A 17123-nucleotide genomic window follows, 5' to 3' on the forward strand; every position below is an offset into this window, starting at 1 on the left:
TCTTCTTATTCCGTACAGGTCATCAACGCAGGTAATGCATCAGCACGCCCAGCAGGGCAATCAGGCCGATGATCATCGCGAAGGCGTAGTGATAGAGGAAACCGGATTGGGTACGACGCAGCACGCCGGCTGCAACGTCCACAACACGTGCCGAGAGATTGACCACGCCGTCGACGATGTTGCTGTCGATCCAGCGCGAGACCTTGCCCAGCTTGACGCTGCCACCGGCAAAGCCATCGATCCACAGCTTGTCGAAGCCGTACTTGTTTTCCAGCACCGAAACGATCGGGGCGAAGGTCTTGCGTGCCTTGCCCGAGAGGTCCGGCTTCCACAGGTAGAACAGCGCAGCCAGCAGGAAGCCCGCCAGGGTCAGCCAGAACGGCGGCAGCATCATGCCGTGCAGCGCGAACGCGACCGGGCCATGGAACTCTTCACCCAGGAACGCGACGGTGTTCTTGGCCGGATCGTAGAAGTCGACGATGCCGGTGAAGAACGTCTGCGCCTGGCCCTTGATCGCCTCGTGCGCATGGTTGCCGGCCCAGTCGGTGCCGTGCAGCATCGGACCGATGCTGAAGAAACCGATGGCGATCGACGGGATGGCCAGCAGGATCAGCGGCAGGGTCACCACCCACGGGGTTTCATGCGGTTCATGCGGACCGTGGCCATGGCCGTGGTCGTCATGGGCATCGCCATGGTGGGCATCGGCGGCGTGGTGATCGTCGTGGCCGTGGCCATGATCGTCGTGCGCGTCGCGGAAACGCTCCTTGCCGTGGAAGGTCATGAACAGCAGGCGGAAGCTGTAGAAGCTGGTCACCAGCACGCCACCCAGCACTGCCCAGTAGCCATAGGTGGCCACCCAGCTGTTCTGCATGTGGGCGTGGATCTCGGCCGCCTCGATGATGGTGTCCTTCGAGTAGAAGCCGGAGAAGAACGGCGTACCGACCAGGGCCAGGGTACCGATCCACATGGTGACGAAGGTGATCGGCATGTACTTGCGCAGGCCGCCCATCTTGCGCATGTCCTGCTCGTGGTGCATCGCGATGATGACCGAGCCGGCACCCAGGAACAGCAGCGCCTTGAAGAAGGCGTGGGTCATCAGGTGGAACACGGCGGCCGAGTAGGCGGACACGCCCAAGGCCACGGTCATGTAGCCCAGCTGCGACAGCGTGGAGTACGCGACGACGCGCTTGATGTCGTTCTGCACGATGCCGATCAGGCCGGTGAAGAACGCGGTGGTGGCACCGATGAACAGGATGAAGTTCAGCGCGGTCTGCGACAGCTCGAACAGCGGCGACATGCGGGTGACCATGAAGATACCGGCGGTCACCATCGTCGCGGCGTGGATCAGTGCCGAGATCGGGGTCGGGCCTTCCATCGAGTCCGGCAGCCACACGTGCAGCGGGACCTGGGCCGACTTGCCCATCGCACCGATGAACAGGCAGATGCAGATGACGGTGGCGATCGACCAGATCACCGGCTCGTTCAGCAGCTGCATGCCGAACATGGTGCCGTCCCAGATCTGCAGCTGGGCGCGCGGGTCAGCCAGCATGCCGGCCTGCGAGAACACCTGCGAGTAGTCCAGGGTGCCGAACACCCACAGCACGCCGGCGATACCGAGCAGGAAGCCGAAGTCACCAACGCGATTGACCAGGAACGCCTTCATGTTGGCGAAGATCGCAGTCGGGCGCTTGAACCAGAAGCCGATCAGCAGGTACGACACCAGGCCCACCGCTTCCCAGCCGAAGAACAGCTGCAGGAAGTTGTTGCTCATCACCAGGGTGAGCATCGAGAAGGTGAACAGCGAGATGTAGCTGAAGAACCGCTGGTAGCCCGGATCGTCCTGCATGTAGCCGATCGTGTAGATGTGGACCAGCAGCGACACGAAGGTCACCACCACCATCATCATCGCGGTCAGCTTGTCGACCATGAAACCGACGTGAGCCGAGTACTGGCCGACTTCGAAGAACGTGTAGATGTTCTGGTTGAACGGCTGCGCACCGCCCCACAGCAACTGGTAGAGCGTGTACATCGACAGGCCGCAGGCAACCGCGACGCCGAGGATGGTGATGGTCTGCGCGCCGAAGCGCTTGACCTGGCGACCGAACAGGCCGGCGATGATGCTGCCGAACAGCGGTGCAAGCACCACTGCGATCAACAGACTCTTGGAGAGAGTGATTTCCATCTGTGGATCAGCCCTTCAACGAATCGACTTCGCCGACATTGATCGTGCGGCGGGTACGGAACAGGGTCACCAGGATCGCCAGGCCGATGGCGGCTTCCGCGGCGGCGACGGTCAGGATGAAGAACACGAACAGCTGGCCGGACGGATCGCCCAGCTGACGCGAGAAGCCGACGAAGTTGATGTTCACCGACAGCAGCATCAGTTCGATCGACATCAGCAGGACGATGACGTTCTTCCGGTTGAGGAAGATGCCGGCCAGGCTGATGGCGAACAGCACCGCGCCCAGCGCAAGGATGTGGCCAAGGGTAATCACGGCTGGGTCTCCTCGCCGGCGGCCGGCTTGCTGTTGCTGTGCACGACCGGCGCTTCGGCGCCCATCTTGACCATGCGCAGGCGCTGGCCGGCCTTGACCATGGTCTGCTCGCCCGGGTTCTGGCTCTTCACGCCGGTACGGCGGCGCAGGGTCAGCATCACGGCGGCAACCACGGCCACGGTCAGGATGACGGCGGCGAACTCGAACGGCAGCAGGTACTCGGTGAACAGCGTACGCGCCAGCCAGGTGACGTTGGAGCTGTCGGCAGCGACCGCGGCGGCGTTGTCGGCCGGGAACGGGTTGACCGCCCTGCCCTTCACGCCGATCAGGATCAGCATCTGCACCAGCATCGCCACGGCAACAATGAGACCGACCGGCAGGTAGCGGACCCAGCCCTCACGCAGCTTGGTGGGGTCGATGTCGAGCATCATCACCACGAACAGGAACAGCACCATCACCGCGCCGACGTAGACCAGCACCAGCGCCACGCCGAGGAACTCGGCGCCGACCAGCAGCCACACGCAGGCAATGGAGAAGAAGGTCAGCACCAGGCAGAGCACGGCGTGAACCGGGTTGCGCACGCTGATCACCGCACCGGCCGAAACCGTTGCCGCGATGGCGAACACCCAGAAAGCGATATTTACCCAATCCATCTCTCGACCTCAGCGGTAAGCGGCATCGGCGGCGCGACGCTCGGCGATCTCGGACTCGAGACGGTCGCCCAGGGCCAGCAGCTGCGGCTTGGTAACGATGTTTTCGCCACGATTCTCGAAGTGATACTCGAGGATGTGGGTTTCGACGATCGAGTCCACCGGGCAGCTTTCTTCGCAGAAGCCGCAGAAGATGCACTTGAACAGATCGATGTCATAGCGCGTGGTACGGCGGGTGCCGTCTTCGCGCTTGGCCGAGTCGATGGTGATGGCCAATGCAGGGCACACCGCTTCGCACAGCTTGCAGGCGATGCAGCGCTCTTCACCGTTGGGGTAACGGCGCAGGGCGTGCAGTCCACGGAAGCGCGGCGACTGCGGGAACTTCTCCATCGGGTACATCATCGTGTACTTGGGCTTGAAGCTGTACTTCAGCGTCAGCCAAAGGCCGCCCAGCAGTTCGAGCAGCAGCAGGCTCTTGAAGTAATGGGTAATCCTGTTCATCACTTAGACGCCCTTTTGAATCACGCCGAAGAACACCATGACGGCGGTAACCGCGATCCACAGAATGGCCAGCGGGATGAAGACCTTCCAGCCCAGGCGCATGATCTGGTCATAGCGGAAGCGCGGGAAGCTGGCACGGAACCAGATGTAGGCACTGGCGAAGAAGAACACCTTGACGAACAGCCACGGTGCACCGCCCTTCCAGATCCAGTCGACCAGCGGCGAGACGTCGCCGAAGTTGACCCAGCCCTGGATGGGGCTCAGCCAGCCGCCGAGGAAGAAGATCGAGATCAGGAAGCTGATCAGGATCATGTTGGCGTATTCGGCCAGGAAGAACAGCGCGAACGCACCGCCCGAGTACTCGACCATGTGGCCAGCGACGATTTCCGATTCACCTTCCACCACGTCGAACGGCGCGCGGTTGGTTTCGGCAACGCCCGACACCCAGTAGATGACGAACAGCGGGAACAGCGGCAGCAGGAACCAGTCGAAGAAACCGGAATTGCCGGCCTGCGCCATCACGATGTTGCTCAGGTTCAGGCTGCCCGAGGCGATCATCACGCCGACCAGGGCGAAGCCCATGGCGATTTCGTAGCTGATCATCTGCGCCGAAGCGCGCATCGCACCCAGGAACGCATACTTCGAGTTGGATGCCCAACCGGCCAGGATGATGCCGTAGATGCCCAGCGAGGTCATCGCCAGCAGGTACAGCAGGCCGGCGTTGGCGTTGGACAGCACGATCTGCGAGTCGAAGGGGACCACCGACCAGGCCGCGAAGGCCGGGGCCAGGGTGATCAGCGGGGCCAGCAGGTAGATCGCCTTGTTGGCGCTGCTCGGCTGGACCACTTCCTTGAACAGCAGCTTGAAGACGTCGGCGAAGGCCTGGAAGATGCCCATGCCCACGTACATCGGGCCGTGGCGGACGTGCATCCAGCCGATCAGCTTGCGTTCCCAGACCACGTAGAAGGCCACCGAGATGATCACCGGAACGGTGATCACCAGGATCTTCAGGATGATCCAGATCAGCGCGCCGATGTCACCAAGGCCAAGCAGCCACTGGTGCAGCGGGTCGACCGCGTTCAACAGCAATTCGTTCATGCAGCCACCACCGTTACGCGAGCGGCACCCAGCGGCGCGGTCGCGCCGTGGCCCGATTCAATCCAGACCGAACCCGCAGCGACGCGGGCGTCGATCACCACCGGCAGGGTGGCCTTGCCGGCATCGGTGCCGACCTTGGCCATCTGCCCTTCCTGCAGCTGCAGGCGAGCGGCATCTTCAGCGTTCAGCACGATGCGCGGGGCGTTGTTGAGCGGATGCGACTGCAGCGCCGGGGCGCGACGGACCACCGCATCGGTGCGGTAGATCGCGGCGGTCGAAGCCACTTCCAGGCCTTCGCCGGCAACCACCGGCTGAGCCGAGGCGGCAACGGCGACCGACACCGGGGCCAGGCTGGCGCGCAGGCCGGCCAGGTCGGTGAAGTCGAAACCGGCTACCGCCAGCTCACCGCCCAGGGCGCGCAGCACGCGCCAGCCCTCACGGGCCTCGCCCGGCAGCTTGCCGCCGGCACGCGCCGACTGCTCGCGACCATCGAGGTTGGTCAGGGTGGCGTCGATTTCCGGCAGCGCACCGATCGGCAGGATCACGTCGGCAACGTCGCGGGTGGAGACGCAGGCGAACTGGCTGAAGGCCACCACCTTGGCGCCGACCAGCGCCTTGCGCGCGGCGGGAGCGTCGGCAAAGTCCAGACCCGGCTCCAGGCCGTACACCACGTAGGCCTGGCGCGGCTGCGCCAGCATTGCGGCGACGTCCTTGCCGGCCGGCAGCACGCCTGCGCGGGTCAGGCCAACGGCGTTGGCACCCTGCGGGATGCGGCACAGCTTGGCACCGGTCGCAGCGGCGAAGTCACGCGCGGCGGCGCGGATCGCGGCAGCCTGCGGATGGTTTTCGGCGATGCCACCAACGATCAGCACGGTGTTGTTGCCGCCCTGCACGGCCGAACGCAGCTCGGCGTTGGCCAGCGCGTCGACGAACTTCGACGGCGCGACGATCTGCTTGCCGGCGATGCTGAAGGCGAAGTCGAAGTCCACCGGGTTGACGACGTGGATCTTCGCGCCGTTGGTGGTCTGCGCCTTGCGCAGGCGAGCGTGCAGCAGCGGCAGTTCTTGGCGGATGTTGCTGCCCAGAACGACTATGCGGTCGGCGCCTTCGATCTCGGCGAGCGGCAGGCCGAACACTTCGGCGGTTGCGGCGTCTGAGAAATCGCGGTTGTTGATGCGGTGGTCGATGTTGCTCGAGCCCAGGCCCTTGGCCAGGCGGGCCAGCAGCGCGCCTTCCTCGTTCGAGGTGGACGGGTGCACCAGCACGCCCAGGTTGTCGCCCTGGTTGGCCTTGAGGATCTCGGCGGCCGCGGCCAGGCCTTCGGCCCAGCTCACTTCCTTCCACTCGCCATTGACCTTGCGCAGCGGCTTGACCGCACGGTCTTCGCTGTACAGGCCCTGGTGCGAGTAGCGGTCACGGTCGGACAGCCAGCACTCGTTCACCGCTTCGTTGTCGCGCGGCACGGTGCGCAGCACTTCGCCGCGACGCACGTGCAGGAACAGGTTCGAACCCATCGCGTCGTGGTAACCCAGCGATTCGCGCGCGGTCAGTTCCCACGGGCGGGCGCGGAACTGGAACACCTTGTTGGTCAGTGCGCCGACCGGGCAGACGTCGACGACATTGCCGGACAGCTCGGTGGTCAGCGGCTTGCCGTCGAAGGTACCGATCTGCAGGTTCTCACCGCGGTACATGCCACCCAGCTCGTAGGTACCGGCAACGTCGGCGGTGAAGCGGACGCAGCGGGTGCACTGGATGCAGCGGGTCATCTCGGTGGCGACCAGCGGGCCCATGTCCTCGTCCGGCACCACGCGCTTGCGCTCGTTGAAGCGGCTGACCGAACGGCCATAGCCCAGCGACACGTCCTGCAGCTCGCACTCGCCGCCCTGATCGCAGATCGGGCAGTCCAGCGGGTGGTTGATGAGCAGGAACTCCATCACCGAGCGCTGGAACTTCAGTGCCTTCTCGCTGCGGGTGGCGACCTTCATGCCATCCATCACCGGGGTGGCGCAGGCCGGCGCCGGCTTCGGCGACTTTTCCACGTCCACCAGGCACATGCGGCAGTTGGCGGCGATCGGCAGCTTCTCGTGGTAGCAGAAGCGCGGAATCGAAATGCCGGCCTTGTCGGCCGCCTGGATGATCATCGAACCCTTGGGCACGACCAGCGACTTGCCATCGATTTCGATGGTCACGTGATCCGGTGGCACGTTCGGGTTTACGGGTTGCGCGCTCATGCGGCGGCTGCCTCCACCTTCTTGCCGTCAACCATCGAATGACCGTTGACGATGTAGTACTCGAATTCGTCCCAGAACTGGCGCAGGAAGCCCTGGATGGGCCATGCAGCCGCTTCACCGAACGCACAGATGGTGTGGCCTTCGATCTGGCCGGCCACCGCCTTCAGCTGGTGCAGGTCTTCCATCGTGGCCTTGCCGGCGACGATGCGCTCCAGCACGCGGTGCATCCAGCCGGTGCCTTCACGGCACGGGGTGCACTGGCCGCACGATTCCTTGTGGAAGAACTGGCTGATGCGGCAGGCGAACTTGACGCAGCAGACGCTGTCGTCGAGCACCACGATCGCACCCGAACCCAGGCCGGAGCCCAGCGCACGGATGGTGTCGTAGTCCATCGGCAGATCCTGCAGCTCGGCCGCGGTCAGTACCGGCATCGACACGCCGCCCGGGATCGCGCCCTTGAGGGTACGGCCCGGACGCAGGCCACCGGCCATTTCCAGCAGGTCGTGGAACTTGGTGCCCAGCGGCACTTCGAAGTTGCCGCCATTCTGCACGCAGCCGGACACCGAGAAGCACTTCGGACCGCCGTTGGCGGTCAGGCTCAGGCCCTTGAACCACTCCGGACCGTTGCGGATGATCGCCGGCACCGAACCATAGGTTTCGGTGTTGTTGATCGTCGACGGCTTGCCATACAGGCCGAAATTGGCCGGGAACGGCGGCTTGTAGCGCGGCTGGCCCTTCTTGCCCTCCAGCGATTCCATCAGCGCGGTTTCTTCGCCGCAGATGTACGCGCCGGCGCCCAGCGCGCCGTAGATGTCGATGTCCACGCCGCTGCCGAGGATGTTCTTGCCCAGCCAGCCGTTCGCATAGGCGTCGGCCAGGGCCTGCTCGAAGTGCTCGAACGGCTCGTGGTGGAACTCACCACGCAGGTAGTTGTAACCCACGGTCGAACCGGTGGCGTAGCAGGCGATCGCCATGCCTTCCACCACCGAATGCGGGTTGTAGCGCAGGATGTCGCGATCCTTGCAGGTGCCCGGCTCGGATTCGTCCGAGTTGCAGAGGATGTACTTCTGCATGTTGCCCTTGGGCATGAAGGACCACTTCAGGCCGGTCGGGAAGCCTGCGCCACCGCGGCCGCGCAGGCCCGAGGCCTTGACCATCTCGATGACCTGCTCCGGCGGGATCTTCTCTTCGAGGATCTTGCGCAGGGCGGCGTAGCCACCGGTCTTCAGGTAGCTTTCGTACGACCACGGGGTGTCGTAATGCAGGGTGGTGTAGACCACCTGGTGCGGCAGCGGCGCGGGGCCGACCGGACCCTTGGATTCGTGGTGATGTGCCATGCCCTTACTCCAGCCCGTCCAGCAGCTCGTCGACCTTTTCCAGGGTCAGACGCTCATGGTAGTGACCGTTGATGACCATCATCGGCGCGCCGCCACAACCGGCCAGGCACTCTTCCTCGCGCTTGAGGTAGACGCGGCCGTCCGGGGTCGATTCACCGTGCTTGATGCCCAGCTTCTTCTCGCAATGGCGGACGATGTCCTCGGCGCCATTGAGCCAGCAGCTGATGTTGGTGCAGATGGCCACGTTGTTGCGGCCCACCTTCTCGGTCTCGAACATCGAGTAGAAGCTGGCGACCTCGTAGGCCCACACCGGCGGCAGGTCGAGGTACTTGGCCACGCCGGCGATCAGTTCGTCGGTCAGCCAGCCCTGGTTCTGCTCCTGGGCCGCATGCAGGCCCTGCAGCACGGCAGAGCGCTTGCGGTCCGGCGGGAACTTGGAAAGCCAGTGATCGATGTGAGCGCGGGTCTTGTCGCTCAGCACCACCATCGGGTCGACGTCGCGCGCCGCCTCGAAATTACCTGTCGCCTTCATCGGCCGACCTCAGCGAAATGCATAACGTGAAATTCCAGAAACTGCGGCGCCGGCTTGCGCCGGCTGCCTGCAGCGGGCGTTGGCGTGGCGGACGGCATTACCGGTCAACCTCGCCGAACACCAGGTCGTAGGTACCGATCATCGCCACCACGTCGGCCAGCATGTGGCCGCGCACGACCGAATCGATCGAGGACAGGTGGGCGAAGCCCGGCGCACGCAGGTGCACGCGGAACGGCTTGTTGGCGCCATCGGAGACCAGGTAGCAGCCGAATTCGCCCTTCGGGGCTTCCACCGCCGAGTAGGTCTCGCCGGCCGGCACGCAGTAGCCCTCGCTGAACAGCTTGAAGTGGTGGATCAGCGCTTCCATGTCGTCCTTCATGTCCTCGCGCCTGGGCGGAGCAACCTTGAAGTTCTTCACCATCACCGGGCCGGGGTTGGCTTTCAGCCATGCCACGCACTGCTTGATGATGCGGTTGGACTCGCGCATTTCGGCAACGCGGACCAGGTAGCGGTCGTAGCAGTCGCCTTCCTTGCCCAGGGGGATGTCGAAATCGACGGCATCGTACTTGGCGTACGGGCGCTTCTTGCGAAGGTCCCAGGCAATGCCCGAGCCACGCAGCATCACGCCGGTCATGCCCCACTGGTGGGCCAGTTCCGGAGTGACCACGCCGATGCCGACGGTACGCTGCTTCCAGATACGGTTGTCGGTCAGCAGGGTTTCGTATTCGTCGATGCGCTTGGGGAACTCGACGGTGAAGTTCTCCAGGAAGTCCAGCAGCGAGCCTTCGCGCGAAGCATTGAGCTGCTTCAGCGCCTTGCCCTTGTGCCAGCGCGATTCCTTGTACTTCGGCATGTGGTCCGGCAGGTCGCGGTAGACACCGCCCGGACGGTAGTACGCCGCGTGCATGCGCGCGCCGGAGACCGCTTCATAGCAGTCCATCAGCTCTTCGCGCTCGCGGAAGGCATACAGCATCACCGCCATCGCACCCAGGTCGAGCGCGTTGGAGCCCAGCCACATCAGGTGGTTGAGGATGCGGGTGATTTCGTCGTACATGGTGCGGATGTACTGCGCACGCTCCGGCGCCTCGATGCCCATCAGGGTCTCGATCGCGCGCACGTAGGCGTGCTCGTTGCACATCATCGACACGTAATCCAGGCGATCCATGTAGCCGATCGACTGGTTGAACGGCTTGGACTCGGCCAGCTTTTCGGTACCACGGTGCAGCAGACCCACGTGCGGGTCGGCGCGCATGATGGTTTCGCCGTCCATTTCCAGGATCAGGCGCAGCACACCGTGCGCGGCCGGATGCTGCGGGCCGAAGTTCATGGTGTAGTTGCGGATTTCCTGCCGGCTTTCGGCGGCGTTGCTGGCGAAGGCTTCGCCGGCCTGGTGTACGTGGCTCACTTCACTGCCTCCTGCGCGCGCTCACCTTCTGCGGTCTGCAGACGGGCGTCGTCGCGGATCACGCGCGGCACGCCGACGCGCGGCTCCACCGAGGTGACCGGTTCGTAGATCACGCGCTTCTTTTCTTCGTCGTAGCGGACTTCGACATTGCCGATCAGCGGGAAGTCCTTGCGGAACGGATGGCCGACGAAACCGTAGTCGGTCAGGATCCGGCGCAGGTCCGGGTGGCCTTCGAAGATCACGCCGTACAGGTCGAACGCTTCGCGCTCGAACCAGTTCAGGCCCGGCCAGATGCCGGTCAGCGAGGACACTACCGGCAACGCTTCGTCAGGGGCGAAGCAGCGCAGGTGCATCATCAGGTTGTGCTGGTACGAACGCAGCTGGGCGACCACGGCAAAGCGCTGGGTCGGCATGTGCTGCGGGCGGGCACCGTCGGCACCGTTTTCCTCGGTGGGGAACTCGCCCCACGCGAAGCGGCCCTGGGCCTTGCCTTCGACGCCACGGCTGAAGCCCTGCGAGGACACGTCTGCGGTGTCCCATTCGTCGGAGCCATAACCGAGGTAGTCGACGCCGCAGAGATCCACGGCCTGCTCGAAACCAAACTCGTCACGCAGCGCCAGGGCGGTGGCGTGCCACTCGGCGGCAGGCACTTCCAGCGTCACTTCGCCGCGGGGTTCGACCACGATGACCTTCGCACCTGCGAAACGTGCGGAGAGTCGGTCGATGAAGGATGCTTGCTCTGCCATGGGGGCTTGGCGCGCTCTTGTCAGGTGAAGGGGTCAGCGGGCGATGGTCTGTGTACGCCAGATCTTCTTCTGCAGCTGCAGGATCCCGTACACCAGCGCCTCGGCGGTCGGCGGGCAGCCCGGGACGTAGACGTCCACCGGCACCACGCGATCACAGCCGCGCACCACAGAATATGAGTAGTGGTAATAGCCACCGCCGTTGGCGCAGCTACCCATCGAGATGACCCACTTCGGGTCCGGCATCTGGTCGTAGACCTTGCGCAGCGCCGGGGCCATCTTGTTGACCAGGGTGCCGGCCACGATCATCACGTCGGACTGACGCGGCGACGGACGGAACACCACGCCGTAGCGGTCAAGGTCCAGGCGCGCGGCGCCGGCGTGCATCATCTCGACCGCGCAGCAGGCCAGGCCGAAGGTCATCGGCCACATCGAGCCGGTGCGCGCCCAGTTCAGCAGTGCGTCGACGCTGGTGGTGACGAAGCCCTTTTCCAGCAGCGGGTTGTCGCCTTCCGGCCGCAGGATGTCATCAACCCGGCCTTCCGGCGACGGGTTGTTCATGAGGCCATCGAGAGTCTGAATCACTCCCATTCCAGCGCTCCCTTCTTCCAGACGTAAATGAAACCGAGGAACAGCATGCCGACGAACAGGCCCATGGTGATGAGCGAACGGGCACCCAGCTCCATGAAGACCTGGGTCCACGGCACGATGAAGATGATTTCCAGGTCGAAGACGATGAACTGGATCGCGATCAGGTAGTAGCGCACGTCGAACTTCATGCGCGCGTCTTCGAAGGCCTCGAAGCCGCACTCGTACGGCGACAGCTTTTCCAGATCGGGGCGGCGGGGACCGAGGAATCGACCAACCAGCATCAGCGTAATGCCGATACCGGTGGCAACGATCAGAAACAGCAGAGACGGCAAATATTCGGCCAGCACAGCGATTCTCTCTTGCCTCTGCCGCCGCGCCTGCAGGCGCTTTGGCATGGGGGAGTGGACGGGAATCTGCCTGGCGCCTTGCGCGCCAGACGAACCCGCTTTACTTACAAATGGTGCCCAAGAGGGGACTCGAACCCCTACGACTTGCGTCGCTACCACCTCAAGGTAGTGCGTCTACCAATTCCGCCACCTGGGCAAACGATCACATCAGACTATCTTCCCGATGCGCCGCGTATTGTAACCGGCTTCAGTCTTTCTGGGAGCCTTCCGAAGGCTTTTCTTCACCAGAAACCGAAGATTCCGCCTGAGCCGGCACATTCGCGGCCGGAACCGGGGCGGCCGGGACCGCATCGGCCTTCGGAACGGCCGGCAGTTCACCCGCCGGAGCCGCCGGAGCGACTGCCGCCGGTGCGGACATCAGGCCCAGATCCTGGTCGGCCGCCGGGCGGCTGCCATGACCGGCATACCAGGCCATGAAGAGGCTGATGCCGAAAAACACGACAGCCAGCCACTTGGTCGACTTGGACAGGAAGTTCGAGGCGCCGCGCGCACCGAACACCGTACCCGAGGCACCGGCACCAAAGCCCGAACCCGCCGCCGCACCCGAGCCACGCTGCATCAGGATCAGCGCGATCATGGCCACAGCGACCAGCACGTAGACGACATTGAGGATCAACATCAGCATTGGAAACCGCCCTCGGACAAAACTTCTAGGATTAGTTCGCGGCCGCCGCCCGTGCGATGGCCAGGAAGTCCGCGGCCACCAGGGAGGCGCCGCCGACCAGCCCACCATCGACATCCGGCTGCGCGAACAGTTCCCCGGCATTGTCGGGCTTCACGCTACCGCCGTAAACAATGGGCAGTGAATCAGCGATTCTAGCATCGATACGCGCGACTTCGCCACGGATGAACGCGTGCACCTGCTGTGCCTGCTCCTTGGTAGCGGTACGGCCGGTACCGATGGCCCAGACCGGCTCGTAGGCGACCACGGCCTTGGCGAAACCGGCCGCGCCGACCAGCTCCAGCACCGGCGCCAGCTGGCCGGCGATGACCGCTTCGGTCTGCCCGGCCTCGCGCTGCTCCAGGGTCTCGCCCACGCACAGCACCGGCACCAGGCCGGCGTGCTGGGCGGCGGCGAACTTGCGTGCGACCAGCTCGCTGCTTTCGTGGTGGTACTGGCGGCGCTCGGAATGGCCGACCAGGCCATAGCGGGCGCCGACCTCGACCAGCATGGCGGCGCAGACCTCGCCGGTGTAGGCGCCCTTCTCGTTGCTGCTCACGTCCTGCGCGCCAAAGGCCAGGCCGGTCTCGCCGAAGTCCTCGACCAGCTCCCCGAGGTAGGGCAGCGGCGGCAGGATCACCACGTCCACCCCCTCCAGCGGCAGCCCGGCGGCGACCTGCCCCAGCAGTTCATTGGCGAATTGACGGCTGCCATGCAGCTTCCAGTTTCCGGCGACGATCTTGCGGCGCATGAGCGGGTTGCTCCTGTGTGAAGTCAGCCGGTCATGATACCCGTTACGGCAAAAATCCGTTTCCGTGTAAGCGGTTACATGGATTTTCAGCCAACGGCGCAGCCCCTCGTGGCGGGGGCGGGGTTGGGTTGGTCGCGGAGAGCCCGGTTGATTTGGGGCTTGGCCGGGCGGGTGGGACTGCGCAGGGGGCGCTGCAAGTCCCCCTCCGGGGCCCGGCCCAGCCGCTGGCGGCTGTGCGTTCGGGCGCGCTTGCGAAGCAGTACTTCGCAAGCAAAGCGCCCTCACCCCTGTAAGCTCGGTCGCCGCTTGCTCGTGTGCGCTGTCCTGCACACACGAGCAAGACCCGGGTTGGGCGTCCTGCCCAACGCGCCCGAGGCATGCCTCGGGCCCATGCGGCTCACGCCCCTGCGCAGCCCCACCCGCCCGGCCTCTGACACATTCCGGCGGTTCCGCCCGCCACGGAAAGAAATAAGAAGATCAAAAGCAAAAGCGGCAGTGCGGGTAGCTGCCCGCACCCATGGCGTGGATCTACCGTGTCGACCAAGGTCGACACCTCCCCGCCTCCCCACGGAACATCCCAGAGCCGCTTTGGCTTTGGCTTTGGCTTTGGCTTTGGCTTTGGCCTCTGCGGGTGCAGGGCGCAGCCCTGCAAAGAAAAAGGCCGCCTTTCGGCGGCCTCACTTCTCATTACTTCAGCTTGATCTCGCGCAGGCGTTCCTCGAGGAAGCCGTGGGCGGTGATCGCCTCCGGGTACCGGCTCGGGTTCTCCGGGGTGATGCAGGACGGCAGCACGTCGATCAGATAGTCCGGGTTCGGGTGCAGGAAGAACGGCACCGAGTAGCGCGGCTGGCGCGCCAGCTCGCCCGGGGGGTTGACCACGCGGTGGATGGTCGACGGGTACACGTGGTTGGTCAGGCGCTGCAGCATGTCGCCGATGTTGACCACGATGGTGTCCGCGTCCGAGGTGAACGGCACCCACTCGCCCTCGTGCGACTGCACTTCCAGGCCCGCGGCGCTGGCACCGACCAGCAGGGTGATGAAGTTGATGTCGCCATGCGCGCCGGCACGCACGTTCGGGATGTCGTCGGTGGTGATCGGCGGGTAGTGGATCGGGCGCAGGATCGAGTTGCCGAAGTTGGTCTTGTCGGCGAAGAAGTCTTCCGGCAGGCCGATGTGCAGGGCAAGCGCCGACAGCACGCGCGACCCCAGGTTGTCCAGCGCCTGGTACAGGCCGTAACCACGCTCGCGGAAGCCCTCGACCTCGGTCGGCCACAGGTTCGGCGCCATCACATCACGGTACTTGGAGTCGTCGGCGATCTCGCGACCGATGTGCCAGAACTCCTTCAGGTCGAAATGCTTGGAGCCCTTGGCGGTCTCCACGCCGAACGGGGTGTAGCCGCGGGCGCCGCCACTGCCGGCCACGTGGTACTTGCGCTTGACCTCCTCCGGCAGGGCGAAGAAGGCCTTGAAGGCATCGTAGGCCGCGTCGATGTCGGCCTGCGGGATGCCGTGGTTGCGGATGCCCGCGAATCCCCATTGGCGGTAGGCCGCGCCCAGCTCGGCCACGAAGGCCTCGCGGTCGCTGTCGAAACGGGTGATGTCGAGGGTGGGGATCTGGCTCACAGCGGTTCCTGGCTTGTCGTTGGGTCTGGAAGGGCCAGCGCATTCATGGCCCACCTGAACATTGTGACAGATCGCCCGGGGGACGCCACTCGATACGAAGAAACAAACCGATACAATGCGCAACCCGCGCGCGGATTAACGATTCCGTCACAACCGGGACTCCCGCCCCTGTTCCACCTGCCGCCTCCGTCCTTCATGCGCCCTGCTGCTCCTTCTGCCAACACCTCCCTGCCCTCCGGCCCGGCACGTCACTGGCGCCGATTGGCCTGGTGGTCGCTGTTCGTGGCCGGCAACGCGCTGCTGGCGATGGCGATCACGCTCGGCAACGTACCGCTGGCCGACAACCCCGGTGGCGCAATCGGCCTGGTTTACCTGTCCGTCGCTCTGCCGGGGCATCTGCTCGCCTTCGGTGCCCTCGCAGGCCTGCTGCCGCTGCTGCTGGGCCTGTGGCCGCGCAGCGCGCGCACGCTGAGCATCAGCGCCGTGCTGCTGCAGGGCCTGTGGCTGTGCCTGCTGCTGGTTGATGCGAAGGTTTTCACTCTGTATCGGTTCCACCTCAATGCCATGGTGGTGAACATGGTGTTCGGCGGCGCGCTGCAGGACCAGGTCGCGTTGTCCTGGAAAACCTGGCTGCAGGCCGGACTGCTGGTCGCCGCCATCTTCGCCGCCGAAGGCCTGCTGGCCTGGGCATGCTGGAAGCTGTTGCCCGCCCTGCCCCGCCGCCGCCGGGTCCTGCAGGCCTGGGCGGTGGTCGCTCTGCTGATGGGGGGGGGCCAGGTCGCCACCGCCTACTACGATGCCCGCGGCGACCGCGACGTCATCGCGCAGTGGAACTACCTGCCCTGGGCGCAGCCGATCACCGCCAAGAGCTTCATGCGCAAACTGGGCGTTGTCAGCGAACAGCAGGCTGGCCTGCCTGACCCGCGCCATGCGCAGCTGCTGTATCCGCTGCAGCCCCTGCGCTGCCAGAACCCACATCGGCCGAATGTGCTGATGGTGGTGCTGGAGTCGCTGCGCCAGGACGCCATGACGCCGCAGCTGATGCCCAATACGACGGCACTGGCACAGGCTTCGCGCGTGTACGACCAGCATTTCAGCACCGGCAACGCCACTCGCTACGGCCTGTTCGGCCTGCTCTACGGCCTGCCCGGCGGCTACTGGCAGAGCATGCTGGACGAACAGCGCGGCTCGCAGCTGTTCCAGGTGCTGGGCCAGCAGGGCTACGACCTGCACCTGTACGGCAGCGCGCCGCTGTACAGCCCGGAGTTCGACCGCACCGCCTTCGCCGACGTACGCGACCAGCTGCACCAGGGCCCCTCCGCCCTGACACCCGACAAGCGTGACGCAGCCATCGTCACCGCGCTGCAGAACGACATCCGCACCAGCCAGGCCGCGCAGCACCCGTGGTTCGGCTTCGTGTTCCTCGACTCCACCCACGCCGGCTACCACCTGCCCGCCAGCTACCCGCCGGTGGCCACGCCGATGGCCAAGGAGATCGACTTCCTGTCCTTCGGCCCGGACCACGACCCGACGCCGGAGCTCAACCGCTACCGCACCGCCGTGCACTACGCCGACAGCCTGGTCGGCTCGCTGCTGGACGACCTTCGCACACAAGGCCTGGCCGAGAACACCATCGTGCTGGTCACCGGTGACCATGCCGAAGAGTTCAACGACCTCAAGCTGAACTACTGGGGTCACAACGGCAACTTCTCCGACTACCAGCTGCAGGTGCCGTTCGTGCTGCACTGGCCTGGCCAGCCCAGCGGCCATGAGATGCGCACCAGTTCGCATGAGGACTGGGTGCCGACGTTGATGCGCCACGCACTGGGCTGCGAGAACGCCCTGAGCGACTTCAGTACTGGCCAGGACCTGCTGGCCGCGCCCACCACCAGCGAACGTGCGCTGGTGGTGGAGAGCTGGTCGCAGCGCGCGGTACGCCATGGCGATGCCATCTACGTGTTCGACAAGTTCGGCAACGCCACCGCGCTCGACCGGCACTACCGTCCGCTGTCGCAGCAGGCACCGGACGCCGCCGCCATCCGCTCCGCATGGGAAGCGCTGACCCGCTTCCGCAACCGCTGAACTTCAAGGACCGATC

Annotated in this window: 16 protein-coding genes and 1 tRNA gene; 1 reads left to right on the forward strand and 16 read right to left on the reverse strand. The window is 65.0% G+C overall.

Features of this window, described 5'->3' with window-relative positions:
* Positions 1–22 precede the first annotated feature (22 nt).
* The 16 genes from nuoL to ACSYS9_RS17120 all read right to left on the reverse strand — a co-directional run bounded on the left by nuoL (position 23) and on the right by ACSYS9_RS17120 (position 15025).
* Entirely contained in the window at positions 23–2182 is a 2160-nt protein-coding gene (nuoL, locus tag ACSYS9_RS17045) for an NADH-quinone oxidoreductase subunit L (RefSeq protein ID WP_071229141.1), read from the reverse strand.
* A gap of 7 nt (positions 2183–2189) precedes the next feature.
* Complete coding sequence (nuoK, locus tag ACSYS9_RS17050) at positions 2190–2495, reverse strand: NADH-quinone oxidoreductase subunit NuoK (protein ID WP_005417921.1); 306 nt, start codon at positions 2493–2495, stop codon at positions 2190–2192.
* Complete coding sequence (locus tag ACSYS9_RS17055; protein ID WP_032128645.1) at positions 2492–3148, reverse strand: NADH-quinone oxidoreductase subunit J; 657 nt, start codon at positions 3146–3148, stop codon at positions 2492–2494. Before ACSYS9_RS17055 ends, nuoK begins: the two co-directional genes overlap by 4 nt.
* Positions 3149–3157: 9 nt before the next feature.
* A complete protein-coding gene (gene nuoI, locus ACSYS9_RS17060; protein ID WP_006381128.1) occupies positions 3158–3646 on the reverse strand; it encodes an NADH-quinone oxidoreductase subunit NuoI in 489 nt (162 codons plus the stop codon).
* 3 nt (positions 3647–3649) lie between these two features.
* Positions 3650–4744 (reverse strand): NADH-quinone oxidoreductase subunit NuoH, encoded by a 1095-nt coding sequence (nuoH, locus tag ACSYS9_RS17065; RefSeq protein ID WP_006381129.1) that lies wholly within the window; start codon positions 4742–4744, stop codon positions 3650–3652.
* Complete coding sequence (gene nuoG / locus ACSYS9_RS17070; RefSeq protein WP_071229140.1) at positions 4741–6975, reverse strand: NADH-quinone oxidoreductase subunit NuoG; 2235 nt, start codon at positions 6973–6975, stop codon at positions 4741–4743. The genes nuoH and nuoG overlap by 4 nt, the downstream gene beginning before the upstream one ends.
* Positions 6972–8312, reverse strand: a complete 1341-nt coding sequence (nuoF, locus tag ACSYS9_RS17075) for an NADH-quinone oxidoreductase subunit NuoF (RefSeq protein WP_071229139.1) — start codon at positions 8310–8312, stop codon at positions 6972–6974. Before nuoF ends, nuoG begins: the two co-directional genes overlap by 4 nt.
* A gap of 4 nt (positions 8313–8316) precedes the next feature.
* Positions 8317–8844: an NADH-quinone oxidoreductase subunit NuoE gene (nuoE, locus tag ACSYS9_RS17080; RefSeq protein WP_005410460.1), complete on the reverse strand. Its 528-nt coding sequence runs from the start codon at positions 8842–8844 to the stop codon at positions 8317–8319.
* Positions 8845–8941: 97 nt separating this feature from the next.
* Positions 8942–10249 (reverse strand): NADH-quinone oxidoreductase subunit D, encoded by a 1308-nt coding sequence (locus ACSYS9_RS17085; protein WP_005417935.1) that lies wholly within the window; start codon positions 10247–10249, stop codon positions 8942–8944.
* Positions 10246–10995 (reverse strand): NADH-quinone oxidoreductase subunit C, encoded by a 750-nt coding sequence (locus tag ACSYS9_RS17090; RefSeq protein WP_005410462.1) that lies wholly within the window; start codon positions 10993–10995, stop codon positions 10246–10248. The genes ACSYS9_RS17085 and ACSYS9_RS17090 overlap by 4 nt, the downstream gene beginning before the upstream one ends.
* 33 nt (positions 10996–11028) lie before the next feature.
* On the reverse strand, positions 11029–11583 hold the full coding sequence (locus tag ACSYS9_RS17095) for a NuoB/complex I 20 kDa subunit family protein (protein ID WP_005417936.1): 555 nt from the start codon (positions 11581–11583) through the stop codon (positions 11029–11031).
* Positions 11574–11930, reverse strand: coding sequence for an NADH-quinone oxidoreductase subunit A (locus ACSYS9_RS17100; protein WP_008265012.1), 357 nt, complete (start codon positions 11928–11930; stop codon positions 11574–11576). The genes ACSYS9_RS17095 and ACSYS9_RS17100 overlap by 10 nt, the downstream gene beginning before the upstream one ends.
* Positions 11931–12041: 111 nt before the next feature.
* Positions 12042–12126, reverse strand: a tRNA-Leu gene (locus tag ACSYS9_RS17105).
* A 51-nt stretch (positions 12127–12177) separates the two neighbouring features.
* Complete coding sequence (gene secG, locus ACSYS9_RS17110) at positions 12178–12615, reverse strand: preprotein translocase subunit SecG (protein WP_010486424.1); 438 nt, start codon at positions 12613–12615, stop codon at positions 12178–12180.
* 31 nt (positions 12616–12646) lie between these two features.
* Positions 12647–13402, reverse strand: coding sequence for a triose-phosphate isomerase (tpiA, locus tag ACSYS9_RS17115; RefSeq protein WP_032128643.1), 756 nt, complete (start codon positions 13400–13402; stop codon positions 12647–12649).
* A gap of 687 nt (positions 13403–14089) precedes the next feature.
* Positions 14090–15025 (reverse strand): isopenicillin N synthase family dioxygenase, encoded by a 936-nt coding sequence (locus tag ACSYS9_RS17120; RefSeq protein WP_032128257.1) that lies wholly within the window; start codon positions 15023–15025, stop codon positions 14090–14092.
* A 195-nt stretch (positions 15026–15220) separates the two neighbouring features.
* Here ACSYS9_RS17120 and ACSYS9_RS17125 point away from each other — a divergent pair, with 195 nt between their 5' ends.
* The gene (locus ACSYS9_RS17125; RefSeq protein ID WP_071229137.1) at positions 15221–17107 is read left to right on the forward strand and encodes a DUF3413 domain-containing protein; all 1887 of its coding nucleotides are present in this window, start codon (positions 15221–15223) and stop codon (positions 17105–17107) included.
* The last annotated feature ends 16 nt before the right edge of the window (positions 17108–17123 follow it).

Origin of the sequence: Stenotrophomonas sp. STK17_22 (assembly GCF_051983905.1) — a bacterium.
GTDB lineage: Bacteria > Pseudomonadota > Gammaproteobacteria > Xanthomonadales > Xanthomonadaceae > Stenotrophomonas > Stenotrophomonas maltophilia_A.